At 61.2% G+C, this 26,818-nt stretch carries 18 protein-coding genes; 11 read left to right on the forward strand and 7 right to left on the reverse strand.

Going from position 1 to position 26,818, the window contains the following annotated elements; all coding sequences use genetic code 11:
* Nucleotides 1-80: 80 nt before the first annotated feature.
* Nucleotides 81-2,522 (reverse strand): T9SS type B sorting domain-containing protein, encoded by a 2,442-nt coding sequence (locus tag ABD837_RS11650; protein ID WP_345054430.1) that lies wholly within the window; start codon nucleotides 2,520-2,522, stop codon nucleotides 81-83.
* 504 nt (nucleotides 2,523-3,026) lie between these two features.
* On the opposite strand from ABD837_RS11650, the gene ABD837_RS11655 reads away from it, so the two are divergent.
* The 4 genes from ABD837_RS11655 to ABD837_RS11670 all read left to right on the forward strand — a co-directional run bounded on the left by ABD837_RS11655 (nucleotide 3,027) and on the right by ABD837_RS11670 (nucleotide 10,538).
* The gene (locus tag ABD837_RS11655) at nucleotides 3,027-7,907 is read left to right on the forward strand and encodes a fibronectin type III domain-containing protein (protein ID WP_345054432.1); all 4,881 of its coding nucleotides are present in this window, start codon (nucleotides 3,027-3,029) and stop codon (nucleotides 7,905-7,907) included.
* A gap of 162 nt (nucleotides 7,908-8,069) precedes the next feature.
* Nucleotides 8,070-8,522 carry a GNAT family N-acetyltransferase gene (locus tag ABD837_RS11660; protein WP_345054434.1) on the forward strand — a complete coding sequence of 151 codons (453 nt, stop codon included), beginning with the start codon at nucleotides 8,070-8,072 and terminating at the stop codon, nucleotides 8,520-8,522.
* A 227-nt stretch (nucleotides 8,523-8,749) separates the two neighbouring features.
* Nucleotides 8,750-9,229, forward strand: a complete 480-nt coding sequence (locus ABD837_RS11665) for a hypothetical protein (protein WP_345054437.1) — start codon at nucleotides 8,750-8,752, stop codon at nucleotides 9,227-9,229.
* Between the two features lie 586 nt (nucleotides 9,230-9,815).
* Entirely contained in the window at nucleotides 9,816-10,538 is a 723-nt protein-coding gene (locus ABD837_RS11670) for a GAF domain-containing protein (RefSeq protein WP_345054440.1), read from the forward strand.
* A gap of 595 nt (nucleotides 10,539-11,133) precedes the next feature.
* On the opposite strand, the gene ABD837_RS11675 is transcribed toward ABD837_RS11670, so the two are convergent.
* Nucleotides 11,134-11,487, reverse strand: a complete 354-nt coding sequence (locus ABD837_RS11675; RefSeq protein ID WP_345054444.1) for a hypothetical protein — start codon at nucleotides 11,485-11,487, stop codon at nucleotides 11,134-11,136.
* Nucleotides 11,488-11,552: 65 nt separating this feature from the next.
* Nucleotides 11,553-12,491, reverse strand: coding sequence for a hypothetical protein (locus ABD837_RS11680; protein ID WP_345054448.1), 939 nt, complete (start codon nucleotides 12,489-12,491; stop codon nucleotides 11,553-11,555).
* 204 nt (nucleotides 12,492-12,695) lie between these two features.
* Between ABD837_RS11680 and ABD837_RS11685 the strand changes: the two genes are divergently transcribed.
* From ABD837_RS11685 to ABD837_RS11705, 5 genes are all read left to right on the forward strand, one after another.
* Nucleotides 12,696-14,510 carry a type VI secretion system Vgr family protein gene (locus ABD837_RS11685; protein WP_345054451.1) on the forward strand — a complete coding sequence of 605 codons (1,815 nt, stop codon included), beginning with the start codon at nucleotides 12,696-12,698 and terminating at the stop codon, nucleotides 14,508-14,510.
* A 53-nt stretch (nucleotides 14,511-14,563) separates the two neighbouring features.
* Entirely contained in the window at nucleotides 14,564-14,908 is a 345-nt protein-coding gene (locus tag ABD837_RS11690; protein WP_345054454.1) for a DUF4280 domain-containing protein, read from the forward strand.
* 66 nt (nucleotides 14,909-14,974) lie between these two features.
* On the forward strand, nucleotides 14,975-16,615 hold the full coding sequence (locus tag ABD837_RS11695; RefSeq protein WP_345054458.1) for a hypothetical protein: 1,641 nt from the start codon (nucleotides 14,975-14,977) through the stop codon (nucleotides 16,613-16,615).
* Complete coding sequence (locus tag ABD837_RS11700) at nucleotides 16,605-17,261, forward strand: toxin-antitoxin system YwqK family antitoxin (RefSeq protein WP_345054461.1); 657 nt, start codon at nucleotides 16,605-16,607, stop codon at nucleotides 17,259-17,261. Before ABD837_RS11695 ends, ABD837_RS11700 begins: the two co-directional genes overlap by 11 nt.
* A gap of 59 nt (nucleotides 17,262-17,320) precedes the next feature.
* Entirely contained in the window at nucleotides 17,321-17,503 is a 183-nt protein-coding gene (locus ABD837_RS11705; protein ID WP_345054464.1) for a hypothetical protein, read from the forward strand.
* Between the two features lie 109 nt (nucleotides 17,504-17,612).
* On the opposite strand, the gene ABD837_RS11710 is transcribed toward ABD837_RS11705, so the two are convergent.
* From ABD837_RS11710 to ABD837_RS11725, 4 genes are all read right to left on the reverse strand, one after another.
* The gene (locus ABD837_RS11710; RefSeq protein WP_345054467.1) at nucleotides 17,613-18,221 is read right to left on the reverse strand and encodes a DNA-3-methyladenine glycosylase; all 609 of its coding nucleotides are present in this window, start codon (nucleotides 18,219-18,221) and stop codon (nucleotides 17,613-17,615) included.
* 90 nt (nucleotides 18,222-18,311) lie between these two features.
* On the reverse strand, nucleotides 18,312-20,234 hold the full coding sequence (locus ABD837_RS11715) for a carboxypeptidase-like regulatory domain-containing protein (RefSeq protein WP_345054469.1): 1,923 nt from the start codon (nucleotides 20,232-20,234) through the stop codon (nucleotides 18,312-18,314).
* A gap of 135 nt (nucleotides 20,235-20,369) precedes the next feature.
* On the reverse strand, nucleotides 20,370-21,194 hold the full coding sequence (locus ABD837_RS11720) for an energy transducer TonB (protein WP_345054472.1): 825 nt from the start codon (nucleotides 21,192-21,194) through the stop codon (nucleotides 20,370-20,372).
* A 64-nt stretch (nucleotides 21,195-21,258) separates the two neighbouring features.
* Nucleotides 21,259-22,257, reverse strand: a complete 999-nt coding sequence (locus ABD837_RS11725; RefSeq protein ID WP_345054475.1) for an aspartate-semialdehyde dehydrogenase — start codon at nucleotides 22,255-22,257, stop codon at nucleotides 21,259-21,261.
* A 122-nt stretch (nucleotides 22,258-22,379) separates the two neighbouring features.
* Here ABD837_RS11725 and ABD837_RS11730 point away from each other — a divergent pair, with 122 nt between their 5' ends.
* Complete coding sequence (locus ABD837_RS11730; RefSeq protein ID WP_345054476.1) at nucleotides 22,380-24,977, forward strand: lamin tail domain-containing protein; 2,598 nt, start codon at nucleotides 22,380-22,382, stop codon at nucleotides 24,975-24,977.
* 203 nt (nucleotides 24,978-25,180) lie between these two features.
* Nucleotides 25,181-26,740 (forward strand): DUF1800 domain-containing protein, encoded by a 1,560-nt coding sequence (locus ABD837_RS11735; RefSeq protein WP_345054478.1) that lies wholly within the window; start codon nucleotides 25,181-25,183, stop codon nucleotides 26,738-26,740.
* The last annotated feature ends 78 nt before the right edge of the window (nucleotides 26,741-26,818 follow it).

The raw sequence follows: 26,818 nt of genomic DNA on the forward strand, positions 1-26,818 counted from the left end.
TTACCGCGCTCAACTCAAAAGCAAAAAAGAAGGCCGCGAATATCGCGGCCTTCTTTTTTAACCAATACTGCGGCAGCGAACTACTGCCCGCGGCGCACTTCGACCCAGCCCTTCGACTTATTGCCGCTGGGGTCGGTGACGTAGTAGTAGTACACCCCGTCGGGCTGGCCGGCGCCGGCCCAGGTGTTCTGGTAGTTACTGTACTCCTGCACCTTGCTGCCCCAGCGGTTGAAGATTTCGAGCTTGCCGCCGCGCTGGCTGAAGGGCAGCACGAACACGTCGTTCAGGTTGTCGTTGTTGGGGGTGATGATGTTGGGAGCATTCAGCTCGGGCACAATCACGAGGCGCTGATACAAGGAGGCCGCGCACTGGCCGGGCACGCGCGAAGTCGTGTTGTTGGTGATGAGCGTAGAGGCCGCGCTGAGCTTGATGAGGTAGGTGCCCCCATCGGTCAGTTTCAGGTCTTTGGGTGCATAGCCACGGGCAAATACCACCACTGGCGCGTTGGCTGTGGGACTGCCGGTCCCGTCCTTGATGCGCTGGTAAGTCCAGACCAACGAATCGAGCCGGAATTCCGGGGAAGCGTAGCAATTGGTGGTTACCCCGCTGCTGCACGGCACCGCCCCGTTGATGGTGGACTGGTTGGTGAACTTGTAGGTGATGGGCGGCACCAGGCGGCCGGGCGCAATGCCCGTGCTGCTCACCGGACGGCTCGAAATGGAGTCGGTGATGGTGAAGCGGGCCGCTACCGGCGGAGCTACCCGCACCAGAATCGAAGTGGTGTCGCCGCAGCCCGGGCCGAAGCCGCTGGTGGGCGTAATGAGCAACTTGTAGCGGCTCGTAATAGTGGGGTTCACGGAGATGTTCTGGCTGGTGGCCGTGGCGGCATTAAAGCCATTGCCACGCACCAGGCTCCACTGGTAGGCGTAGACTTGCACCACCGATTTGTTGGTGGCCAGGTTGCGAATGGAGTCGGGACGTACCACCGAGCCCTTCAGGGCCAGCGAGCCGCTGCACAGCGTAAGCGGCGTCACGCCGGTAAGGTTGGTGCCGCCGGCAGTGGCCAAGGCCGTGGCAAAGTTGCCCTTCAGTATTCGGATAACGATAACGCGGTTCTGCAGCCCCTTCACCGGGCAGGCATTGTCCTCGATGCGCACGTTGATGCGGATGGTGCGCCCGACCATGTTGGGCGAGGGCTGGAAAATGAACGTGGCCTGAGGGTTTTCGGAGCCGTTGACGTGCGCCGGGTCGGTGCTGAAGGCAAACGTGCCCACGTCGCCCCCGGCCAGGTAGCTGGGGTCGGAGTTGATGGTGGCCGGCAAGGTTACGGTCAGGCGCTGGCGGGCGCTGGGCGTCTTCAGGTTGTCGGGGTCGGTGAAGTTCACGCTCACCCGCGAGTAGCTGCACGAATACACGTTAATCCGGGTGGTATCGACGGTGTTCGTAGTGGCGGTGTTCGAGTTGGGCGTCTGGTTCTGAGCCACCACCGGGTTGGGGGTACTGTTGGTACCGCAGTCGATGACGATGAGCACGGCCTCGCGGCGCACGCGGCCAATAATGCGGCGCACGCCGTTGATGCGGCGGTACTCGCTCACTTCCACCACCACCACGTACTTGTTGCCGCCGTCGCCGGCCGGCAGGTTGGGCAGGTAAACGTTGGGCTTGAAGGTTACGGTACGGGCCTGCTGGTTGAGGCGGAAATAGGGCACCCCCTGCTGGATAGGGCACGAGCCAATGACATCGTAGGCCACCGGCAGCGGCAGCTGCGGCGTGTAGGTACTACCGCCCGTAAGCGACGGAAACTCCAACACACACAGCGGGCTGCGGGTGATGATGACTACCCCACCCGCCGCGCCGGGATAGGGCTTGTAGGCAATGGGAGCGCCGCAATTGTCCAGGGGGGCGGCCAGCGAGTACACCAGCGAGTCGCCGTCGGGCTCGATGGCCGAGAAACCAAACGTGGTGAGCTGGTTCACGCACACGTACTGAATCGGAACATCCTGCGGGTCGAACTGGGGCGAGGTGTTCACCACAGCGGTGCCGCGGTTGTCCAGAAACGCCTCGGTGTAGAGGTAGTTGGACGCGCCCCCGGTGAGGTTGCCGATATCGGGCCGGTTGCCCAGCCGCGTGCTCATCGTCCACTGGCCAGGGGGCAGCGTCACGGTGGCCTCGTAGTTGGTGAAGTCGTAAAGCGGGTACGTGCCCGAAGGGTTGCTGCAGGTGGTGGGGTTGGTGGGGCACAGCGGCGTAGCGGCAATGGTCTGGCCCACTGGCATAAGGCTGGCCGTAACGCTGGCCGGGGCATTACACCCCCCGTTGCGGCACTCCAGGTCGAACGACGTCGGGGTGCCCGCGCCCGAACAGTCGCGGTACAGTCGGAACCGCACCTTGTATTGGTTGCCCCCGAGCGAAGTATAGGTCATGTCGCACCCGAGCAGGTGCGATGCCCTAGCCGCTGGCAGCCCGCCCAGCAAGGCGCACGCCCACAGCAAGAGCCAATAAGAAAGTAACGTTTTTTTCATGGGTGAAGGGGTGCATGGGTGAAGGGGAGGAAAACAAACGCGGGTGGGGGTGGCAAAAGAAGGGTCAGCAAGCCGACCCGAGAGCAGGCCATGCCACGGGAGCATGACTTCGGACTTCCAAGTTACAAGTAAGTGCAACACCAGCAAAACCCGGAAGCGAAATCAAGCCCGCAGTATAATTTTTTTAGTTACTTCTCAACGAGCAAATTACGCGCCACACAGTTCAAAAAAACAGCGGAAAGGAACTATTCTTCGATTGTTTCTTCTCGCGTTACTTTCTCCCTAAGTTGCTACGCTACCTCGCACAAACCCGCTGCTTGCGCCTATTCGCTCGGCGCCCCAGCCACCCGGGCCGGTAGCCGAATAGCAGCAAGCGGCCACGCCCTTTTATTGCTTCCGCTTTGTGCTTACATTGCTCACTTAGTCAGGACTATCCGGGCCGCTGGTCACCCGAGGCAGTGGGCCCATTTGATTTTTTCAACTCATCTTTTTCCCCTTCACCCCATGAAAAAACGCTTACTTAACAGACTGCGAGGCTCCGGAGCTCAGGCGCTGGCGGTAGCAACCCTGCTGCTGACCGGCGCTGCCAGCCATGCCCAATCCACCGCTTATTGCGCCACCGGCCTGGGCGGCGGCTGCGGCGGCAACGACATCACCGCCGTTACCATTCCGGGCACTACCCTCAACGCCACGGGCCTTACCTGCCCGGGTACGGGTACGCAGGCCTATACCACGTATCCGGCCACGGGCAACACCACCGCTACCCTGTCCAGCGGCTCAGCCTACACGCTCTCGACTACCCTAAGCGGGGCCAGCATCGTGTCGGTCTGGATTGACTACAACCACAACTTTGTCTTCGACGCGTCGGAGTGGACGCAGGTAGCCACCAACTCGCCCACCAACTCGCCGGTGAGCGTGCAGTTTACGGTGCCAACCACCGCCGTGCAAGGCCAAACGGCCATGCGCGTCCGCAGCCGCTCAACGGGTAGCGTTAACGGGTCCGGCGATGCCTGCACCCAATTCTTCAGCGGCGAAACCAAGGATTTCACCGTTACCATTGGCGCGCCAGCAGCCTGCCCGCTCGTATCGGGGGTCAGCATCACCAACATCACGGCCACTGGGGTCCGGGTGAACTTCACGCCAACCACCAATGCCAGCAACTACACCATAACCCTGACGCCAGCCAGCGGCACGGCCACCTCCCAAACGGTAACGGCCTCGCCCGTGAACCTGACCGGCCTGACGGCCAGCAGCGCCTATACGGTGGGCATTGTGAGCAACTGCGGCGCGGGCCAGACTTCCGCGGCCTACGTGGTTCCGTTCTCGACGAGCTGTGCTGCGGCACCCTACGCCACGGTGAACAACACGACCCCGTACACGCAGGACTTCGAAGCCACCTGGCTGAGCGAGTGCGGCACCAAAGAAGCGCCGGCAGCCAACTGGCGCAACACCCCGCTAACCGGCAATAACTCGTGGCGCCGCGACGACGACGGCGCCAGCGCCGGCTGGACCGGCCCCACCTCAGGCGCCTACACGCCTGCCGGCAGCCCGCTGGGTGGCGGCACCAGCCTGCACTCGGCCCGCTTTCACTCCTACAATGCCCCCAGCCGCAGCGCGGGCCTGCTCGACCTGTACCTGAATATGGCCGGCACCGTTGGTACCCCTACCCTCAACTTCGACCACATCAATACCTCGGGCACCGATTCGCTGAAAGTGTACGTGAGCACCGATGGCGGCAGCACGTTCAGCGCCACACCGGTAGCTGCGTTTGTCACGGCCACGGCCTGGACGCGCCGCACCGTGGCCCTGCCCACCGGCCTGACGGCTACTACTGTCGTTCGCTTTCGCGGCAGCAGCGACTTCGGCTTCACCGACATTGGCCTCGACAACGTGAGCGTAAGCTACGTGAGCTGCCCCCCCGTGACGGCGGCCAGCATTTCGGGCATTACGGCCACGGGTGCTTCGCTCAGCTTTACACCGGGGGCCGGTTCGGGCTCCTACACCGTGACGGTGACGCCAGCTGGCGGCACGGCCACCACGGTAACACCCGCTCCGACCGGCTCGCCGGTAGCCCTGACCGGTCTCACGGCCAGCACCACTTATACGGTTAGCATTGTGGGCAATTGCGGCGGGACCAACGGCTCGTCGGCGGCAACAGTGGTTACGTTCACCACGGCCTGCGTGGCCGCGCCGTATGCGCTGGTGAACAACACGACCCCCTACACACAGGACTTCGAAGCGGCCTGGCAGAGCGTGTGCGACACCCGGGAAGCACCCGGCGTGAACTGGCGCAACACGCCGCTAACCGGCAACAACTCGTGGCGCCGCGAGGACGACGGCGCCAGCGCCGCCTGGACGAGCATCACCTCGGGCGCCTACACGCCGGCCGGCAGCCCGCTGGGCGGTGGCACCAGCCTGCACTCGGCCCGCTTTCACACCTACAGTGCCGCCAACCGGACTGCTGGCCAGCTCGACCTGTCGGTGAACATGGCCGGGACGGCAGGTACCCCCACCCTCAGCTTCGACTACCTCAACACTTCGGGCTCCGACTCGCTGAAAGTATACGTGAGCACCAACGGCGGCAGCACTTTTGGAGCGGCGGTATTGAGCCTGCGCAACGCCAGCACCTGGACGGCCCAAACCGTGGCCCTGCCCACGGGCCTCACGGCCACCACCATCATCCGTTTGCGGGCCATCAGCGACTTTGGGGTTACCGACATCGGCGTCGACAACCTGCGGGTGAGCTACATCAGCTGCCCGGCGGTGACGGCGGTTTCGGTGTCGAACATCACCACCAACGGCGCCACGCTCGACTTTACGGCTTCGCCCGGCGGGGCCTCGTACCTCGTGACGGTGACGCCGGCCGGCGGCACGGCCACGACCCAGACGGTAACGGCTTCGCCCGTGAACCTGACCGGCCTGACGCCCAGCACGGCCTACTCGATTAGCATCGTAACCAACTGCGGCGCGGCCAATGGCAATTCGACGGCGGCCACTGTTACGTTCCGCACCGACTGCACCACGGCTCCCTACGTGCTGGTGAACAATGCCACTCCCTACACGCAGGATTTTGAAGCCAACTGGCTGAGCCTGTGCGGCACCAACGAGGCGCCGGGTGTGAACTGGCGCAACACGCCCACAAGCGGCAACAACTCGTGGCGCCGCGAGGACGACGGCGCCAGCGCCGGTTGGACGAGCATTACCTCGGGCGCTTACACACCAGCCGGCAGCCCGCTGGGCAGCACCAGCCTGCACTCGGCTCGTTTCCACTCCTACAGTGCCGCCAACCGGACTATCGGCCAGCTCGACCTGTCGGTGAACATGGCCGGCACGGCGGGTATTCCCACGCTTAGCTTCGACTACCTCAACACTTCCGGTGCCGACTCGCTGAAGGTGTACGTGAGCACCAACGGCGGCACCAGCTTTGGGGCGGTGATACTGGCTTTGCGCAACGCGGCATCCTGGACGCGGCAAACTGTGGCCCTGCCCACAGGCCTCACGGCCACTACGGTTATCCGTTTGCGGGCCATCAGCGATTTCGGGGTTACTGATATCGGTGTTGACAACCTGCGCGTGGACTACATCACCTGCTCGGCTGTGACGGCTGCCTCGGTTAGCAACACCACGGCCACGGGCGCAACGGTGAGCTTTACGCCCGCCGCCGGTGCCGCTTCGTACACCGTGACGGTAACGCCGGCCGGTGGCACCGCTACCTCGCAACCGGCTACCACCTCGCCGGTTACCCTGACCGGCTTGACCTCCAGCACCGCTTACACGGTGAGCATCGTGACCAACTGCGGCGGCACCAACGGCAACTCCGCGCCCACGTTCGTCACCTTCACCACCGAATGCGTGGCCGCCCCTTACGTGCTGGTGAACAACTCGACGCCCTACACGCAGGACTTCGAAGCCACCTGGCTGAGCCAGTGCGGTACCCGGGAGATTCCCGCGGTGAACTGGCGCGGCAAGCCCGTGACGGGCAACAACTCGTGGCGCCGCGAAGACGACGGCGCCAGTGCCGCCTGGGTAGGGCCTACCTCGGGCGCTTACACTCCCACCAGCAGCACGGTGGGTGGAGCCTCCGGCACCCACTCGGCCCGCTTCCACTCCTACAACGCCACCAGGGGCACCAGCGGTCAGCTCGACCTGTATGTGAACCTGGCCGGCACGGGTGCCGCGGCAGGCCTCACGTTCGACTACCTTAACACGACGGGCACCGATTCGCTGAAAGTCCTCGTGAGCACCAACGGGGGCACTACCTTCGGGCCGACCCTGCTCAAGCTGACCACGGCCAGCGCCTGGACGCGGCAGACCGTAACCCTGCCCGCCTCGGCTGGCGCCACTACCATCATTCGCCTGCAGGCCTTCAGCGACTTCGGCACCACCGACATTGGCGTCGATAACGTGCGGGTAACGTACTCGGCCTGTCTGCCGGTGTCGAACCTCACGGCCACCAACGTCACCAGCAGCGGCGCGCAGCTCAGCTTTACGCCGCCAGCCGGTGCGCCTACCGGCACCACGTACGAAATTGAGTACGGCCTGCAGGGCTTCGTGCTGGGTTCGGGCACGAAGGTTACCGGCCTCACCGCCGCCACTTACACGCTCACCGGCCTCACACAGAGTAAGGACTACTGCTTCTATGTGCGGCAGAACTGCGGCACGGCCAATGGCAGCAGCAGCTACGCTGGCCCGGTGTGCTTCACTACGCCGCTACCAGTACCCGCCAACGACGACCCCTGCGGCGCCGTAGCCCTGGGCAGTACCGTGACCACTAGCAACAACGTGGGTGCTTCGACCAGCACCCAGAACGGCGTGACGCTCCCCACCTGTTCGGGCGCGCAGCTGCCCAAGGATGTGTGGTTCACCTTCACTGCTTCGGCGGCGTCGATGCCCATGACCATTACGGGCACGGCGGCGGGCGTGGTAACGGTATACAGCAGCCCCAGCTGCTCGGCGGGCCCGTTTACGCGGGTGTTCTGCCAGGCGGGCCCCAACAACAACCAGAACGTGGGGCCACTCACCATCACCGGCCTCACGGTGGGCACGCGCTACTACATGGCCGTGAGCGGCTACGGTAGCGGCGACACGCAGGGCAGCTTCACCATTGGGGCCATTGCCACCGGTACCAAGGCCCAGGCCGATACCGACGCCCTGCTGGTATACCCCAACCCGAGCAGCACGGGCCAGCTCACGCTGCGCCTCAGTGGCCAGAACGGTGCCGGCCAGGCCACCCTGCTCAATGCCTTGGGCCAGGTGGTCGCCACCAAAAACCTGAACGGCACCACCGAGCAGACGTTGAGCACCCGCGGCATGGCCACGGGCCTCTACACATTGCGCGTGACGGTGGCCGGCCAGGTGCTGACCCGGAAAGTGGTGCTGGAATAATTTCCCCAGTCCTCTCGCCTTTGCAAAAAGAGCCGGCAAAATTGCCGGCTCTTTTTTTGTGTTCGGGGCGCAGGCCTGCACGGAATTGATAATGGGGTGCGAAGCCCGAGCATCCCGGCGGCTTTTGTAGCTTGCGCAGCCATTTTTGCCCCACCGCCCGCTATGTTTGCCTTTTTCACGGCTGCCCACCCCTCGGGCTATACGCTCAGCACCGACCCTGCCCAGCTCGACGTCGTGGCCGTGCACCGCTGGCTGAGCGAAGAGTCGTACTGGGCCAAGAACATTCCGCGCGACACTGTGGAGCGGGCCATTGCCCATTCGCTGTGCTTCGGCATCTACGCTCCCGATGGGCAGCAGGCCGCCTTTTGCCGGGTGGTCACCGACCGAGCCACGTTCGCCTGGCTCTGCGACGTATTTGTGCTGCCCGCTCACCGCGGCCACGGCCTCTCGAAGTGGCTGGTGAAGCAAATGCTCGCCCACCCCGACCTGCAAAACCTGCGCCGCCACCTGCTGGCCACCTTCGACGCCCACACCCTCTACCAGCGCTTCGGCTACGAGCCCCTCGACCGGCCCGACCGTTGGCTGGAAATCAAAATTACCAACCCGTACGGATAGCTGGGTGCTTGGCATGGGTGGGTTATTCTAACGCCTCGTTGAACGCACCCAAGCTAACGCTATGCACAAACCCCTAATCCGTATTCTATTACTCGTGGCTGCTGTTACCGGGTGCAGTCGCCGCGTAGAAGACCGTTTGCTTTCGGACCGTTTATCTCACCGGAAAAAACACTGTTTTTCTGTTTCCATGCCAACGTTTTTCTATTTCTATACCAACTCACAAACCTATGTTCGTTCGGTGGTTGCTTGTTTGCGCCCTGCTCCCCGGCTGCGCTCCTGCACTGCGTTTCGCTACAGAAGCGGAAGCGGCGGCGACTGGGGTACTGGTGCACACCCGGCACGTCAACGTGCGCTCGGGCGGGGAATTGACGGTGCGCAACGCGGGCACGCGTCCCTACTTTCTCACCCGCCCGTATCATTGTTCGGTTTACTTATTTCTCTACGATGCCCAGCACCAGCCGTTGATGCCTAACCGGAAGGTGAAACGCTACTGCAACCCTGCCGAGGCCGGTCCGGCTTGGCTGGCGCCCGGCGACTCCATTCGCTACGCAATAGAAAGTCCAAGCGGCGACCACGACGAAGCCGAGTTGCGCAAAGCACGCTTCTTTGAGGTGGTCTACCAAGGAAGTATCACCACACAGCGGGACGCTCCGCGCACCCAACGGTTCACCTGGTATACATTCAAAACAACCGGAACCCTGGACTGAAAGCGCGGAATAACCATCCCTCCGCTCAATAGATTGGCGGCCGTGAGGAGGTACTCACGACACCTTCTAGCGGAAAGTGAACGGGTTTTCCAAACAAAAAGAGTGCTTTTCCACCCTTCTGCTGAACAGGTACTCCCGTTGGGCTCTCTTTATAAACGCCCCAGCCCAGCTCATGCTGAGCCCCGCCCCGTCGTCCCGACCCCTGTGCCCACCTGCCCCGTTGAGCCGTGTCGACGTGACCAGTCGCTCAACGGGCACCTTCTACCATAGTGGCTGTATCCTCTGCTGAAGAGAGCGCCAACGGTTTTAAGAAAACCTAAAAACTCCCGTATCTGGAGCCGAATCCAGGAATAAGAGAAGCGCCGAACCGGGCATTAAGCAATTAGTTGAATTACAACGATTTTGCGGTCGATTACTATACCGGCACGGCGTTCGCGGGGCCTAGAGTAGCGGTTACCGAAGCGTGGAAAGGACTTTTGGAACAGGCCCCGCTTTCCCCTCCGCGGGTTCCACCAGGCAGGGCCCGCCTCGCTGCGGCTTGCCCATCAGCCCCGGCAACGATTGGTTTTACGTTTTCTCCTCGAATATGCTTACCTCTCCGAATTCCGCTACTTTGTTGCCTCCCAACGAATCCGAACGCCTGCGCAGCTTGCGGGCCCACGACGTGCTGCCGACCCTCATCGAACCCTTATTCGATGAATTCGTGGCGCTTACGGCCCAGGTCTTTGGCCTGCCCATCTCCCTGATTGCGGTGGTCGAAGAAGACGAGGTGCTGTACCCCGTCCACTTTGGCATGCCCGGCCCCGGCCCCGGCCGCCTGCCCCGCGCCGGTACCCTGTGCGCAACGGCCATCGCGCAAGATCGCGCCGTGGTGTACCACGACCTGGCCCTTGAAACCTACCCCGCCGTGCCTGCCGAAGCCTTGCACACCGCCAGCCAGCACGGGGTCCGGTTCTACGCCGGCGCCCTGCTGTGCCTGCCCGACCAGTACCCCTTGGGCACGCTCTGCATCGTCGACCGCCAGCCCCGCACCTTTAGTCCCGCCGAGGAACGAGCCCTCGGGCTCTTGGCCGCGCTCATCAGCCACGCCATTGCCGTTTGCCACTCCAGTCGGACGGCGTCCGACGGCGCCCGGCAGTGGCACGGCACGCGCGTGCAGCTGCAGGAGGAAGTGCGCGAACTCACCGCCCTGGTGCGCTACCTCTTCACGCGCCACGGCGTTCAGGTTCCCGTTCCCCCTGTTCTGCTGGCGCAGGTGGAACGCCGCCTGTTCGATATGGCGGGTCTGCTGCGTGAACAACCCTGCTAAAGCACCCGCGTCGCTACCTTTCACCACCCCAAACGAGCACCCCCGGGCCCGCTCGTTTGGGGTCGGCCAGGCCTGTGGTTACCAAACTAGCCCACCCCCGCCGCGGGTACACTGCGCTCGCCTTTGCGGCTTGCAGGCATGGGAATACGCAGCCCTGACCGTGCCACTGCTTTTTGCCGGCTCCTTTTAGTAAACCCTAAACAACTGCTCAAAATCAAACACTTAAAGCTACTGCCAGACCGGGATTATTTAAGAAATTGGTTTAATGATTAACGTTTGCGAAACGTGCCCGGGAAATGGGTTTGGTAAACTACGGTTACGCTGAAGAATGCACTTTTCCGCCCTGGTGCATGCAGCGCGGCCCTTCACTTCGCCGGGCTCGTCCACTTGCTATCTCGTATCCGAAACCGCCAGGGCAGCCCGGCGGCTTCCTCGCCCGCGTAGGCCAGCCCCACCCGGGCGCTAGCCACGACAGCGGCGGCAAGTTTACCGCTCATTCATATCTCTTTCTTCGCCACTAGTGTCCGTCCTCAAGCTATTCGACCCTACTTCGGCCAGCCTACACTACATTGTTCCACTCAAAATATCCGGCAGCTTAAGGGACTATTGTCCAGCTAGAGTGCTGGCCATTGCGTGTAACACGTAAGGTATCCGAATTGGCCTTTTTCTGCACTACATCGCCACTTTCCAGGTAGGTACCCAATCGGCCGCCCTCCCAAAGCCCCTCATTCTGGAAACTATCGAAGTCGAAGGTTTCGCGCCGGCCTTCGAGTGAATAAAGATACTTTCGCCGGTTGGCACTGTACACCGTGACTTTACCTGCTAGTTCGGTCTGCTTTTCCACAGCCACATAGGGCGGGCTCAGGAGGTAGCCTATTCCACTTATCAGCTTGGGCGCTAGCCATAGAAAAATTCCCGCAATGACAACAAAAACAAGAAAGAATTTCATGGCTGAGACCCCATTTTAAAAATAAAGGAAAGCTTAAAGTCAAGTAGCCGTTGGTTGAGGGCCACTTACTTTTTATTGTAATCATTCTGATTAATAAACCATTGCCCACCCGAAATGGACTTGGTCGGGCGACCCCGCTGGTCCAGCAGATAATCCTGGCCATTGCCAAAAACCATGTAGTACTCCTGCTGCGAGAGGGCCAGGCCTGATTTACCGGCCAGCAGCTTCGCGATGTCCCAGGCCTTGGACGGCAGGTTACCGGTGGGCTGCAGGTTTCGCGAGGCCCCGATGGAGACGCCCCACCAGACGGTGTTGTCCTTGCGCACCGGGTGCCAGTCGGAGGTGAAATACGACACCGTGGCGTTGAAGCCCCAGGGCGTGGGAATGCTCAGCGATGCCGACCAGAAGTAGCCGGTCCAGTTGTAGCCATTGGCCACCCAGGCGCTGGGAGCTGGCGTGCTGTTGCCCTTTGTGTCGTAGGCCGTGGCCCAGGCCAGCAGCAAGGCCCCGCCCACCGAGGCATCCGTGCCCGCGGAGGTGATGCCTTTGGCAAAACCTAGGTTGGCCCCTTTGTAGAAATGCACCTCGGGAAACAGCGTCACGTCGCCCCGCGTGTGCCAGATAAAGTTGACACCTCCCGACATCGAAAACGAATGCACGCCCGCGCCCGCATTCAGGTCAATGCCAATTGCGTCGGGCAGGATGCCCGTCAGGTTGTACACGCGGTGCCCGATGTCGGCGTGCACCCGGTAATCGGCTAGGTTCACCGTGCTTACCTGGTTGCCATCGCCGAACATAATTTGCCAGCGCGAGTCATTCTCCCCGTTGATGACCAGCGTGTTGTAGCTAACGGCCGCGGGCGGAGCGGGGGGACGGGGTAGGGCGGGCGCGCGCACTTGACGGGCCCGGTCGGCAACGGGGGCTGGCCTCGCCAACCGGGGCTGGCTGACGCGAGTCAGGCGCTGGCGGTCAGTGCGATGCGCAGCGGGAGCAGGGGAACGCATAATAAGGTAGACAGGCTGTTTGGAAGGTTGCGGAAAGGGAAAGTGGTGGATAAAGGTAAGGCTGACTGTCACTTTTTTGGGGCGCATCTGCGGGCGCCACCGTTGTCGACAACGCTACTTTGGGATACTTCTCGTTCTTTTGTATAGTGGTTCTACTATTGCCCTACCGGCCTGCCACGATTTCCACCCCTTTCCCAATACCTAATGGCGATTGCCGTAAACGTTACCATCAGCATTGATGGCGGCCCCGCCCTGCCCGATTACCACAGCGTCAGCATCCGGCAGGAGTTGTTCACACACCACTCCTTCCAAGTGGCGGTGCCATACGAGATGCTGGAAACCGAGCACGGGGACGGTTTTTTTCATGAAGCCCACACCCGCTACTGCGGCAAGTTTCTGACCATTACCCTCACGCCGGCCGTCAGCAAAGACCCGCCGCTGCTGTTTAAAGGCGTCATTACCCACATTGCCCTTTCTAACTCCGGCGATTTTGCCCATAGCTTCGTGCTTAGCGGCTTCAGCCCCACCTACCTGCTCGAAGACGGCACCCAGCGCCGCACTTTTTTGAAGAAGGGCCTGAAAGAAATTTTCACGCACGTGCTGCAGCCGTACAGCCAGCTGGTGCCGAACGCCGGCCCCTTGGCGCCCCAGCACCAGGAGGCCGTCAAGTATACCGTGCAGTACGGCGAGAGCCCCTACGCTTTTCTGCGGCGGCTGGCCGATGAGTACGGCGAGTGGTTTTACTACGACGGGCGGGCGCTGTGCCTGGGCCCGCCCGCCGACCAGGACGCGCTGCCGTTTGCCGTGCAGGGCACCGACGGCTTCAGTATGGCCATTGAGCTGCAGCCCACCCGGTTTGCCCTTACCCGCTACGACTACCTGGCGCACAAGCCCCACGAGGGCAGCTCCGCCAGCCAGTCGCCGACGCAGATGAACCCATTCGCTGCCTTCGCGCTGCAGCAGTCCGACCAACTGTTTCAGCAGCCGGCGCGGCTGCAGGCCGACCGCCACGTGCGCAGCCAACAGCAGCTCAACACCACCATCAAGGAGTGGCAGGAAAACCAGGTTAGTAGCTTGGTCACGTTCCAGGGCACGGGCGAAAATCCCAGCTTTGGGGTGGGCCGGGTGGTCGCGGTAAAGGGAAATCAGGGGGGCAAACCCCACGACTATGGTCGCTACCGCCTTACCGAAGTCACGCACTCGGTGCAGGGCGACATGTACCAGAATGCTTTCGTCGCCCTGCCCGATGCGGCCAAGCACCCACCGGCCAACCCGCAGGTGCAGTCCCCGCCGGGCGTGCCCGAGCTGGCCGAGGTCATCGACGTGGCCGACCCGCAGCACCTGGGCCGCGTGCGGGTGCGCTATTACTGGTCGGTGGAAAAGCGGGCCGATGCCGAAACTGGCTGGATGCGGGTGAGCACGCCCTACTCGGGCAATGGCAAGGGGCAAATGTTTACGCCCGAGGTGGGCTCGCAGGTGCTGGTGGGCTACGAGCAAAACCAGGCCAACTTCCCGGTGGTGCTCGGCAACCTGTTTCACCCCCAGAACCCGCAGCAGGCGAAGTACACCACGGCCGACAACCACCTCAAGGGCTTGCAAACCGCTGGCGGCAACAAAGTGGTGATGTCGGACAAAAAGGGCGAGCAGACCATCTTGCTCTCCAACTCCAACAATAAGGACACGGCCGTGGAGGTCGGCTTCAAGGGCGACGGCAGCATCACCATCAAAAGCAACGGCCCGGTGCGGGTGCTCAGCCCGGACATTACCTTGGAAGCGGGGGCGAAAGGCGCCATTAAGCTCCACGCCAAGACCATCTCCCTGGATGCCGAGGAAGAACTCATGATTAGCTCCCACGCCAAGAGCATTGCGTTGACGGCGAAAAAGAACATAACGGTCGCCGCGGAAGAAAAGATGGAGGTGCAGGCCAAGGAGAAGACCATCAAAACCAGTAAAAAATTAGTGATTGATGGCGGCTCGAGCGTGGACATCAAAGCCGGCAAAGTCAAAGTCAACTCCTAGAGGAGCAATAATTTATTGCACCCACGGTTTCTTCAATCTTATCTACTTTGACCATGCCAGAGAGCACCTCTTCCCACGATTACATCCGGGCCGGCGCCCTGTTGCGCTGCGACAAGGGGGCACAGCCGTGTCCCCTTTCCGTGCCGCCCCGCACGCCTACTTTGGCGGGTAAGCCGTGGTGCAACACGAACGACCGCGACCCGATTGTCAACCAACTCAATTTTGGGGTGTGCGCCGTTACCCAGAAGCCGTGCCTGCTCACGTGCCGGCCCTTGCAATGGCTGGACGTGCAAACCAGCGTGGACGTGGCCGGCCGCCCCGCACTGTTGGACTGCTCGTTCATTATGTGTGCAATTGGCGGCCGTATCACCTTTTTAGATTCTGGCCAACTGGGTTGAGAGATACTTAAAGGTCCGCACACGTTCTTATCAAGTGCCTTTTTTTCGTTTCTTGCTTCACCCACTATGCAGCCTGCTGTTTATCCCGACGCCCTAGGTTTTACCCCTGCCCCTTCGCCCCAAGCTAACTCTTCCCAAATGGTTCAGCCAACAGTAGTCCGGCTACCGGGTCGGACAAGCACGGGCGCGAGCGCCCCGGCTACGACCACCCCGACGACGTCGCCCGACCTGCTTTGCTGGGCCAAGTTTGTGCGCGGAACGCCTTATAATGGGGAATATGGCTTTGACTGGATGAACTGGAAGATGATTCCAAACCAACTCAACGATGAAATAACCGAAGTAATGGGGCTGCCCATTGCTAACTTTGAATACTGCTTCGATGCGCACAAGCAACAGTATTTGTCCGTGGGCCTGGACGCCCACCTCAAGCAGAAGCTTCAAGACAAATACCCCCGCGTAACCGTCTATTCTGAAGATTATTATCCTGCCTGGTTGTCGCTCTTGCCCGGGCAGGAGGCAAAGCTGCAGTTGCACATCGAAGCGCTCAACGCCAATCCCTGCAACGGCGACTACCTTACGTTTGATGCCCACACCAACTACCAGGTCACGGTCAATGGCCAGGTGAACGAGGCCATCCGGATTACGCCCAGTGCCGGCAGCAGCGAGAAGGCACCACAGGTTGTGGATATCACGGTTAAGTGTATAAAAGCCTGCTCGGACACCTCCCTGTGTGTACTGGACAAGAACGGCAACTTGGCCGGTCAACTTAATGTGGTGAGCAATACCAAAATCCATCAATTACCCATCCGGGTCGTATACTTGGTGAAAGACGGCGCGGCATCTTCGACCAACCTGAGCGCGCTGCAAAGCACCTTCGCCGGACTCAATCTTTCTCAGTACCTGAATGAGAACTCCCTCAACCAAGCAAATATTCAAACCTTTTTTGAAAGGACCAGCCAAACGTATCAACTTGTCTTCAAGGAGACGGAATGGGCTGGCAAATACTACGACGTGGCTAACATGTGGTATACCGATTACGTTGGTATACCCAAGACGCTTTTTTTAGAAAAAGTCATGGCCGACTACCGGGCAAAGTACGAAGCCAGCGGCACCGTTCCATTCCGGGGGATAGTGCTAGTGGTGACGGATATTCGCAAAAATCCAGCGGACCACGAGGGAGGCGTCAGCCAGGTTCGGCCGGTCAATGCCAGGGGTATCATTATTTACGAAACGAATCTAAAAAAGGAGTCGAGTTATGCCCATGAAATTGGACATACGCTGGGACTTGACCACACTTTTCTGGGAGTAGAGGACAAGGCAGATTTGAGCGCCAGAAAAGCTAATATTTTAGGTAATAAAAGCGTCTTAGCACTCGACATAAAAGCTAGAATCGCATACACTGCCCGAATAAAATATTTTCAAGCTCAAATAGCTAATAGTCCAAGTGGTTCCGCTGAGCAAAAAGTCGCCCAGGACGCTTTGGAAGCGGAGAGAAAAGCAGTTGCGCAAAATGAGAAAACCATAATGCAAGCTCAGGCCCAAATCGCCAGTAATAAACAGGAAATACAGGCCTACGCGGCTAATCCCTTTAAGTTTGGTAGCGGGGTTACACAAAACTTTATGGATTATGTTGCCACCAGAGCCTACTTCTTTCATTGGCAATGGAAAATCATGCAAAATGATGTAATCCGATATTATGGGAGCTAAATCACTTATGTACTCATTCAATCTCATCTGTTTAGGGTTCTGTTTAGCGGCAAGTGGCTTTTTCCCTTTCGTGGCGTTCAGCCAATCCGCTAAAATAAAGAAAGCAGTTTCCCCTCACCCACATCTTGTGGCCCCACCAAAGTCTCCCAAAACAATTACTCTGCTAAACTCGGAAGATAATTGCTCTGACTCAGTTAACCCCCTCCTTTATAAAAATAAACATGGCGTGCTTAATGGTTATTATAGGATTCTTTATAGCATAGACCGTCAACCGGATGATGTACTCGATAAATCACCTTATTATTTTGAAGAAGGTGTTTTAAACAAAGGACTTAAACAGGGCGTGTGGAAAACAGAATTTTTATTAACTGCTGATGGGTTGCCTTATAGTGAAACATACAAAAATGGGCTATTAAACGGGGAATTTATTGTATTCAATCGAAACAAAACTATTCGCTATCGCACCGCCTTTCGGAAAGGAACGGGTATCTGGAAATCATTCTATCCTTCAGGTAAGATTAAAACAGTATACTCGCTAGTTGATGGTCAGCTACAGGGTGCCCGCATAGAATATAGCCCTGATGGCGCAATCAAGTCCGAGATGGTGTACGACCACGGGGCTGTTCGTAGCAATAAAACCTACTAAAAAACTATTCGTATCATAAGGCTGAGTGCCTGGATAAAAAGCAATATTTCACGCCGTAGATGAGCTTGCAGGTGCTAGTACACAACGAGCACAGGCAGGCCAACTTCCCGGTGGTGCTAGGCAACCTGGTCCACCCCCAGAACGCGCAGGGAGCCAAATACACGACGGCCGACAACCACCTGAAGGGCTTGCAAACGGCCGGGGGCAACGAAATGGTGATGAACGATGCCAAAGGCGCCTAAACCATCCTGCTCTCCAACTTTGACAACTAGGGACACGGACTTGAGTTTTGCAATCTACGGTTACGCCGAAGAACGCACTTTTCTGCCCTTGTACATGCAGCGCGGCCCTTCACTTCGCCGGGCTCGTCCACTTGCTATCCCCTACCCGAAACCGCCAGGGCAGCCCAGCCGCTTCCTCGCCCGCGTAGGCCAGCCCCACCCGGGCGCTAGCCACGACAGCGGCGGCCGAAACCGGCTCGCCGTGGTCTTCAAACCAGATGGTCGGCCCCGTTACCAACTCGCCACTCAGCGCGGGCGTGATGCCCAGTGCCTGCGAGAGCACGCCCGGCCCGGCGGTGAGGGCCCGCACGGGGGTTGCTAGCCCGCGCCGGTGGAGCATTGCTTCAACTCCAATAATGGGCTCGATGGCCCGGATGAGGACGGCGTCGGGATGGGCGGCGTCGTGGGTGGCAATGTTGAACAGCGCGTGGCGGTTATACACGGTGTAGATGTAGGCGTGGCCGCCGGGCATGTGCAGGCCCTGCGCTTGGTGGCGCTTGCGCTGCAGGTGCATCATGAGCGAGTTGTCGCCCTCGTGCCGGTAGGCCTCCGTTTCCACAACACGGCCAGCGGTAACAACACCGTCGATGTGTGTGAAGAGGTGCTTGCCCAGCAGTTCGCGGGCAATAGCCAACACATCGGGGCGCTGGAAGAAGACGGCGGGCAGCGTGGCAGGCATAAGCATAAGTGGAGAGTATATACTCAGCGAATGGGCGGGAGTGGCGGGCTCGAAACCGCATACGCAACCAGCCCGCCGCTCGCCGGGCGGCTATGGCCGCAGCCGGTAGTGCAGCCCCACGCTCAGCAGCCAATGCTGCGGCTGCCACGGCAGGGTGGCTGTGGGCTGGTTGTTCACGCGCAGGTCCACGTCGGCGTTGGGCAGGTTGATGGTAGCCGAACTGCGCGTAAGAAAGAAGCCACTCTCCTCATCGAGCTGCAGTTGGGCGCGGGTGCGCAGATGCAGCAGGTAGCCGGCATCTGCTACCAGCTCGAACTGGTGGGTTAGCTCCAGGCCAAGGCCGAGGGTGGGCAACACGGCTTCGGTCAGGGTTTGCAGGCGGGCGCTGAGGCGGTCGGCCCCGAGTTTGGTGCCAGCCACGCGCAGAGCATCGTCGGGGTTGTCGAAGGTGCCCACGGGGTAGGCCACCGTTTGGCGGATGTAGGCCAGGCCGGCGCGGCCATAGAGCGGGCGGTGGCCCGGCCGCAGGTTGCGCTGGTAATTCGCCCCTAGTTGCCATCCCTCCCCTTCAAACTGCCCATGCAGCCACGTCGTGACCAAGCGTAGCGCCAGCGTTTTTGTAAGCACAAACTGATAGTCGAAGCTGGTGGCCAGCGCTGGCCCGGGCGTAGCTACCGCGGCCGTGCCCCGCAGCGCAAAGCCAGAACCCGCCGGGGTGTATCTCACCGCCAACTCGCCGCCAGCGCCAGCCAGCGGGAAGAGGCCCACTGCCGCCCCGAAGCTGAGGCGACCCAGGAAACCCAGCCGCCCCGATTCGCGGGGCGTGGGCCGGGCAGCTGGCCCTACCGTGCTGGAATCGGCCCCGGTCCGGCGTCTTCGAAACAACGAGTCGGCCCGTTGCTGGCGCGGCTGGTCGAGCAGGGCCTGGCGCAGGGCCGCGGGTGGCAGCAGCGTGGTTTGCCCCGCCCAGAACGCCGAGTCGTAGGCCACGGTGGTGCGCAGAAAAACGTCGTGCGTCTGCGCCCGTTCCACATACCCGGGCCGGGCTACCTGGGCGGTATCAATGGCCGTGGTCAGAAACTCGCCGAAGTAGTTGAGCGGGGGCCCAATGGGCAGCCGGGCCTGGGTTTGCCACCACACGGTTTTCAGGTGCCAGCGGCCGGCGTAGGGCTGGTAGGCCACCCGCAGCTGGCGGGAACTGGCCCCGCTGTGACGCGCCCGGCGCAGCCCGCCGGCGGTGTAGTGCCACTCGGCGCCCAGAAAAGCATAACTGGCCTGGTCGATGTATAGCTGCCCTTCGCAGTCGGCGCGGCTATTGCCTTTGCGCGGCCCAAACGCCACCACGTACACCGCCCGGCCGGCGTAGCTGCTCCCCGGCCCGAGGCGGTAGGCATAATCGCGAAAATGCCTGGGGTTGATGAACTGCGCACGGCGGTGCACAAAATCGCCGAACTGCGCAATGAATGGCCCACCCGCCCAGTCGATGCGCACCGCCTGCCCGGCCGGCCGCAGGTCCACCTTGCGCACCTGCCGAATCTGCACGTCGCCATCATCGCCGGGCTGCCGGTAATCGGGCTTGAAAACCGTCAGCAGGCCCTCCACCAGGTAGCGGGGCCGACCGATGGTGTCGTTGTCCGACTCGCGGTAGAAGCCCGTAAGTTGAGTGGCCCGCGCCGGGTTGTTGCGCGGAATGCGCGCCACGGCCTCGCGCACGATGCCTTCTACCAAGCCCGTTACCTGCACTTCGCCCAGCGCGGCCGGGCTTATTTTTAGCTCGATGCGCAGCTCCGGGCCGGGCAGCGGCGGCAGCGCCTGGGTGTGGCTGCGGTAGCCGAGCAACGCCACCGTCAGGCGCGCAGCTTGGTAGGCCGGCGGAATACTGAGCACAAAGCGCCCATCATCGTTGGTGCTGGTGCCGAGGCGGTTATCGGCCACACCCACCTGCGCGTTCGGGATGGGCTGCTGGGTTTCGGCATCGAGCACGCGGCCGTGCAGGACTTGCGCCCGGACCAACAATGGCCCAAATATCAGCCATGCTAAGCAAACCCCTCGCGTTAATGGCCCCATGATTCTGCAAAGTTGTGTGCTGCCATTCAATGCCTAAACCCTGCAGCGGTTACAGCGATGCGTCATCAATTGTCGCACGCATCATTTGAGCTTGAAAGCAACTGGCACCGCTGCCATCGGTAGTGCCACCGGCTGGCCTTCGCGGGTAGCAGGCTGCCAAGGTGGCATTGCTGACACGACCCGTAAGGCCTCGCTGTCAAGGGCTGGAGAGATGCCCTTTGCAACGCGCGCGTCGGTCACCTTGCCATCACTACCAATCACAAAATCAACCAATACCACTCCTTGCTGCTGTGCCCGGCGGGCTTGTGGTGGGTATTGCACTTGCTGGGACAAGTAATGTACCGCACCCAGCGGGTCGGCCAGAAAAACGGCCGCCGTTTCGTTGGCAGCAACCGGCGACGACAATACCGTCCGGGCATCCGCGAATTGCTTTAGCACCGCTGCCTGACGCTGGTTTTGCATGGCTTGCATGTCGGCTGGCGTTGCAATACGCATATTAAACGTGATGGGCACAGTGAATGCCGTACTGACCGGTTGCCCGTCTTTCTGGGCAGGCACTTCCCAACGAGGCATCTCACTGACCACCCGCAGGGCTTCTTTATTTAATTCCACGTGCCCCTTTTTCACAACTTTAACCTGCTCGACTGCTCCGTTCTTGTTCACTACAAAGCTGACGTATACCCGCCCAGTAGCCCCGTCCCGAAGCGCCCCCACCGGATACCGCGTAGTACGGCTCAAGTAATCAAGCATCGAGACAGAAGTGGAATCGGCGCTTTTAAAGCGCGGCATCTTATCAACCACCACGTATACTGGCTCTGCAGGACTTGATTGCTGCTGTGCGCGCGCAGCTTGGTTGGCAAACAGCAGCACTCCGGCCGCTAGCATCTTCAACAGAATGGGTTTCATCGGGGTAGAGTAAGGGTGGTTATCAGGAAAAGCACGGTTCCTTTTAGTGCACTAACTGCCCGGCTTATGCCTTCAGGGCCAGCTTGCCGGCCAGGTACTCGGCAATCTGCACAGCGTTGGTGGCGGCGCCTTTGCGCAGGTTGTCGGCCACTACCCACATGTTCAGGGTTTTGGGCTGGGTTTCGTCGCGGCGCAGGCGGCCCACCAGCACGGCATCCTTGCCGTGGCTGTCCTTGGGCATGGGGTAGGTGTTAGTCGAGGGGTCATCCACCAGCTCCACACCGGCCGTGTTGGCCAGGATTTCGCGCACCTCGGCCAGGTCAAACTCCTCGGCAAACTCCACGTTGATGGACTCTGAATGCCCACCCATTACCGGGATGCGCACGCAGGTGGCCGTCACCCGGATGCTGTCGTCGCCCATAATTTTCTTGGTCTCGTTCACCATTTTCAACTCCTCCTTGGTGTAGCCGTTGGGCTCGAACACGTCGATGTGGGGCAGCACGTTCAGGTCGATGGGGTGCGGGTAGGCGGGGTTGCTGGCGGTGCGGCCGGCGCGCTCTTCCAGCAGTTGGTCCACAGCTTTTTTGCCGGTGCCGGTCACGCTCTGGTAGGTGCTCACCACAATGCGGCGCACCCGGTAGCGCTTGTGCAAGTCGTTCAACGCCACCACCATCTGAATGGTGGAGCAGTTGGGGTTGGCAATGATTTTATCGTCGGGCCCGATGGTATCGGCGTTCAGCTCGGGCACCACCAGCTTCTTGGTGGGGTCCATGCGCCAGGCCGAAGAGTTGTCGATAACCACGGTGCCTACAGCGGCAAAGCGCGGCGCGTGCTCTTTACTTACAGAGCCGCCAGCCGAAAAAATGGCGAAATCAGGCCGCGCCGCGATGGCGTCGTCCATGCTCACCACGGGGTATTTCTTGCCCTGATATTCAACTTCTTGTCCAACCGATTTGGCAGAAGCCACGGGCAGCAGCTCGGTGAGGGGGAACCGGCGCTCGGCCAGCACTTTCAACATCTCGGTGCCCACCAGTCCGGTGGCACCCACAACAGCAATTTTCATGGAAAAAGCAGAAAATTAAACAGGTACGCCACTGCGCACACATTCGCAAATGTCGCCAAAAATGGATTACTTTAGACCCCGCTTCTTGATTTTCGCTTATTCACTTTATCGCGTCCTTTCGGTTGAAACACTTATACCTGCTTCTGCTGCTGTTGCTGCCCGCCCTGGCCCAGGCGCAGGTAGTCGATGCCTTCGCCGACGGCAACTTCACCGCGAATCCTACCTGGACGGGCGACGCGGCCAGTTTTCAAGTAGTAGGCCAGCAGCTGCAAAGCAACGGCCCCGCCACCACCGGCACCCAAATTGCCCTGAGCACGCCCAGCCAGGCCAACATTGGCACGGTGTGGGAGTTCTGGGCCAACCTGAAGCTTGCCACCAGCTCGGGCAACCTGGCCGACGTGTGGCTGCTGGCCACCCAGCCCGACCTCAAAACCCCGAACAACACCGGCTATTTCGTGCGCCTCGGCGGCACCGACGATGAAGTGAGCCTCTTCCGGAAGGACTCCACCAAAGCCGCTGTACTCGTCATCGATGGCCTGAACGGCACGCTGGCCAGCACCACCAACAACCTGGTGCGGGTGCGCGTGACGCGCACCACCGCCAACCGCTGGACGCTGGAGCGCGACCTCACCGGAGGCCGCACGTTCGTGGCCGAGGCCGCCCAACCCACCGACGCCACCTACCAGCGCAGCGTGGCCATCGGCGTGTCGCTGCTCTATTCCGCTACCAACAATACCAAGTTTGCCTTCGATGACTTTGCCGTAACCGATGCCACCGCGCCGCTGCTCGTGCGCGCCGTGCCCGTTGATGCGCGGCAGATCGACCTGCTGTTTAACGAGCCGGTGAGCGCGGCCAGTGCGGGCCTGGCCGCCAACTATCGCCTGCAAAGCGGCGCGGTACCTGTTGCAGCGCAGGTTTTGGCTACTAACCCGGCCGGCGTGCGCCTCACCTTCGGCGCCGATTTTGCCGCGCAGAGTACGGTGGAAGCCCGCGCCATTGCCGACCTCTACGGCAACGTGGCGGCCGGGCCACTCACGGCCCCCTTCACGGCGCTGCCGGCGGTTCCGGCCGTGGGCGAGCTGATTATCAGCGAAATTTTCGCCGATGAAACGCCGCAGGTCGGGCTACCACTCTCGGAATACATTGAGATTTATAACCGCAGCGCCACCAAAACCCTGAGCCTGCGCGGCGTGCGCCTGGGCAAGGCCGGCAGCCCTACCGTCGCCGTTTTCCCCGACACCGCCAAGCTGCTGCCCGGGCAGTACGCGGTGGTGTGCGGCAGCACGCGCACGCTGCAGTTCGCTAGCTACGGCAAGGTGTACGGCCCCACCAACTTCCCTTCGCTAAGCAATGGCGGCGACCAGCTGGTGCTGCGCGGGCGCGACGGCCGCACGCTGTTCGAAGTCTCGCATTCTGATGCCTGGTACCGCGATGCCAAGAAAAAAGACGGCGGCTGGAGCCTGGAGATAATTGACACCAACAACTACTGCGGCGGGGGCGAAAACTGGACGGCCAGCACCGACCCCACCGGCGGCACACCCGGCCGCGCCAACTCGGTGCGCGCCGCCAACACCGACGCCCTGGCCCCCACCCTGCTCCGCGCCTTAGCCCTGAATGCCACCACCGTACGCGCTTACTTCTCCGAAAAACTCGACAGCGCCTCGGCTGCTACGCTTAGCCGCTACACGCTCTCGCCCACCATCGCAATTACCAGCGCCACGCCAATAGGTCCCGATTTTCGGCAGGTCGACCTGACGCTGGGTGCAGCCCTGGGAGCCAGCCGCCCCACTACCCTGGCCGTGCAAACAGCCACCGACTGCGTCGGCAACGCCAGCGGGCGATTGCAGTCGTTGACTTTTGCCCTACCTGAAGTAGCGGTGAGCGGCGACGTAGTCATCAACGAAATTCTGTTCAACCCCCGCACCGGGGGCGTGCGCTTCGTTGAGCTCATCAATCGCAGCACCAAGTTCATCGACCTGCAGGGCTGGCAGCTGGGCAATCTCAAGCCCGACGGTAGCGTGGACAACGCCATTTTGGGCAGCGCGCCCGTGGTGCTGGGCCCGGGCCAGCTCCTGGCTTTCACCAGCAGCACGGCCATTATTACGGCGCAGTATCCTAGCAGCAGCGACGCGGTGAACCTGCTGCAAATCAGCAGCCTGCCCGCTTTCCCCGATGCCGGCACCGTTATCATTGCCGACGGCCGGGGCTTTGAAATTGACCGGTTTACGTATAGCAAAAACCTGCACCTGAGCCTGCTCAACACCCAGGATGGCGTCTCGCTGGAACGCATCCGGACCAACGGGCCCAGCAACGGCAGCAACTTCCACTCGGCGGCCGGCGCGGTAGGCTACGCTACGCCCGGCCGGCCCAACTCGCAGGCCCAGGACGAAGTAGGTGGCAACCAGGAACTGGCTATCACGCCAGAAATATTCACCCCCGACGACGACGGCCAACAGGATTTTGCCACCCTCAACTACCACCTCGACGCCACGGGCTACGCAGCCACTATTACCGTGTACGATGCCCTGGGCCGCCTCACGCGCCACCTTGTGCGCAACGAAACCCTGCCCACCACCGGCTTCGTGCAGTGGGACGGCGTCGACGACCGGGGCCACAAGGCGGCCGTTGGCTACTATATTCTGCTGGTCGAGCTGTTCCGTGCCAATGGCGGCGAAAAGCGCGAATACAAGAAGACCGTGGTGTTGGGTGCCCGGTTTTAACGCCTTCGGCTTAATAAGAAATGAGGAATGAGGAATGAGGAATGAAAGAACGTCATGCTGAGCGCAGTCGAAGCATCTCTACCGCAGTAGTAAATGAATTACTTGCGCGGTAGAGATGCTTCGACTGCGCTCAGCATGACCGTTCCGGAAGCAGCCCCCACCCCACTGTTAAACCCTGGCCGGTTGCGCACGTCTGAAAAGACATGAACAGCACCCTGCAACTGCAACACCTCTACTGGCGCGCCGGCTTCGGCCCGCGCCCGCAGGATGTGGCCGCCGGCCTTAGCCCGCGCAAAGCCCTGCGCCAGCTGCTCCACGACTCGGCTACCTACGAGCCACTGGTAGGAGCCGACCTAAACGATACCGACCCGCAGGGCGCGGTAATGGCCGACCCGGCCACGATGAAAAACAACCCCGTGCCCAATGGCATGGTAACCACGCCCGACCAACCGGCCGCGCCCGGTGCTCCGGTAGCTGCCATGCGGCCCCGCGCCGCCTTCAAAACGGGGGTGGCGGCGGGCGTACCGCGCCTGCGCCGCGCCGAGCTCACGCCCGAGCAGCGCAAGATGCAGAACCGGGGCATCCGCGACGCCTTCAACAACATGAGCACGGCCTGGATAAACCGCATGGCCAACTCGCCAGCTCAACTGCGCGAGAAACTGACCCTGTTCTGGCACGGGCACTTTGCCTGTCGGGTACGCCAGCCCGGCCCGGCTCTCAGCTTGCACAACACCACCCGGCAGCACGCCCTAGGCAAGTTCCCCGACTTGCTGCTGGCCGTGAGCCGGGAGCCGGCCATGCTGCAGTTTCTCAACAACCAGCAGAACCGCAAGGAGCACCCCAACGAAAACTTCGCCCGCGAGGTGATGGAGCTGTTCACCCTCGGGCGCGGCAACTACACCGAAACCGACGTGAAAGAAGCCGCGCGCGCCTTCACCGGCTGGGGCTACGACAACCAGGGCAACTTCCGGTTCCGCGAGCGGGACCACGACGCCGGCTCAAAGAACTTCCTTGGCCGCACCGGCAACTTCACGGGCGAAGACGTACTGCGCATCATTCTGGAGCAGCCCGCCGCCGCCACGTTTCTGACCACGAAAATCTACCGATTCTTCGTGAATGAGGTGCCCAACCCGGCCCACATCGAGCCGCTGGCTGCCGCCTTCCGCAAAAGCGGCTACGACATTGCCGACCTGCTGGAGCGCATGTTTTCGGCCGACTGGTTTTATGAGCCGGCCAACGTGGGCACCCACATCAAAAGCCCCGTGGAGCTGCTGGCCGGCCTGCGCCGCTCCCTGAACCTGAAAATCGACAATGAACAGCCGCTGCTGGGCTACCAGCGCGCGCTGGGCCAAACCCTGTTTCAGCCGCCCAACGTGGCCGGCTGGCCCGGCGGCCGCAACTGGATTGATTCTTCGTCGTTGCTGCTGCGCCTGCAGCTGCCGGCCATCCTGTTCAAAAACGCCGAGTTTGCCGTGGCCCTGAAGCAGGACGAAAACGACCTCGACCCCAACCAAACCAAAGCCCAGCGCACCGTACAGGCCGGCGTCGGGGTTCACCTGCCGCTGGCTCCGTTGCAACAGCTGCTTGGCGCTACGCCCGCATCGCAGCAGCCGGAAAAGCTGAGCGCGTTTTTGCTGCAGGCCAGCATCAGGCCCGAAAACCTGCACCTGGTGCAGCAGGCCGCCGCGCAAAAAGAGCCCGCCGACGCCCTGCGCACCACGCTGGTTAGCCTGCTGAGCCTGCCCGAGTACCAGCTGGCGTAGGTGCGTTAACTGACCGTCATGCAGAGCGTAGCGAAGCATCTCGCGGGCCACCACTAATTCTTTTTCAACGATTGAATT

The organism is Hymenobacter glaciei, assembly GCF_039539585.1.
In the GTDB taxonomy this organism is placed as follows: Bacteria; Bacteroidota; Bacteroidia; order Cytophagales; family Hymenobacteraceae; genus Hymenobacter; species Hymenobacter glaciei.

Coding starts and splice junctions, on each gene's coding strand:
- ABD837_RS11650 (WP_345054430.1), bottom strand. CDS start 2,522: ATGAAAAAAACGTTACTTTCTTATTGGCTCTTGCTGTGGGCGTGCGCC.
- ABD837_RS11655 (WP_345054432.1), top strand. CDS start 3,027: ATGAAAAAACGCTTACTTAACAGACTGCGAGGCTCCGGAGCTCAGGCG.
- ABD837_RS11660 (WP_345054434.1), top strand. CDS start 8,070: ATGTTTGCCTTTTTCACGGCTGCCCACCCCTCGGGCTATACGCTCAGC.
- ABD837_RS11665 (WP_345054437.1), top strand. CDS start 8,750: ATGTTCGTTCGGTGGTTGCTTGTTTGCGCCCTGCTCCCCGGCTGCGCT.
- ABD837_RS11670 (WP_345054440.1), top strand. CDS start 9,816: ATGCTTACCTCTCCGAATTCCGCTACTTTGTTGCCTCCCAACGAATCC.
- ABD837_RS11675 (WP_345054444.1), bottom strand. CDS start 11,487: ATGAAATTCTTTCTTGTTTTTGTTGTCATTGCGGGAATTTTTCTATGG.
- ABD837_RS11680 (WP_345054448.1), bottom strand. CDS start 12,491: ATGCGTTCCCCTGCTCCCGCTGCGCATCGCACTGACCGCCAGCGCCTG.
- ABD837_RS11685 (WP_345054451.1), top strand. CDS start 12,696: ATGGCGATTGCCGTAAACGTTACCATCAGCATTGATGGCGGCCCCGCC.
- ABD837_RS11690 (WP_345054454.1), top strand. CDS start 14,564: ATGCCAGAGAGCACCTCTTCCCACGATTACATCCGGGCCGGCGCCCTG.
- ABD837_RS11695 (WP_345054458.1), top strand. CDS start 14,975: ATGCAGCCTGCTGTTTATCCCGACGCCCTAGGTTTTACCCCTGCCCCT.
- ABD837_RS11700 (WP_345054461.1), top strand. CDS start 16,605: ATGGGAGCTAAATCACTTATGTACTCATTCAATCTCATCTGTTTAGGG.
- ABD837_RS11705 (WP_345054464.1), top strand. CDS start 17,321: ATGAGCTTGCAGGTGCTAGTACACAACGAGCACAGGCAGGCCAACTTC.
- ABD837_RS11710 (WP_345054467.1), bottom strand. CDS start 18,221: ATGCCTGCCACGCTGCCCGCCGTCTTCTTCCAGCGCCCCGATGTGTTG.
- ABD837_RS11720 (WP_345054472.1), bottom strand. CDS start 21,194: ATGAAACCCATTCTGTTGAAGATGCTAGCGGCCGGAGTGCTGCTGTTT.
- ABD837_RS11725 (WP_345054475.1), bottom strand. CDS start 22,257: ATGAAAATTGCTGTTGTGGGTGCCACCGGACTGGTGGGCACCGAGATG.
- ABD837_RS11735 (WP_345054478.1), top strand. CDS start 25,181: ATGAACAGCACCCTGCAACTGCAACACCTCTACTGGCGCGCCGGCTTC.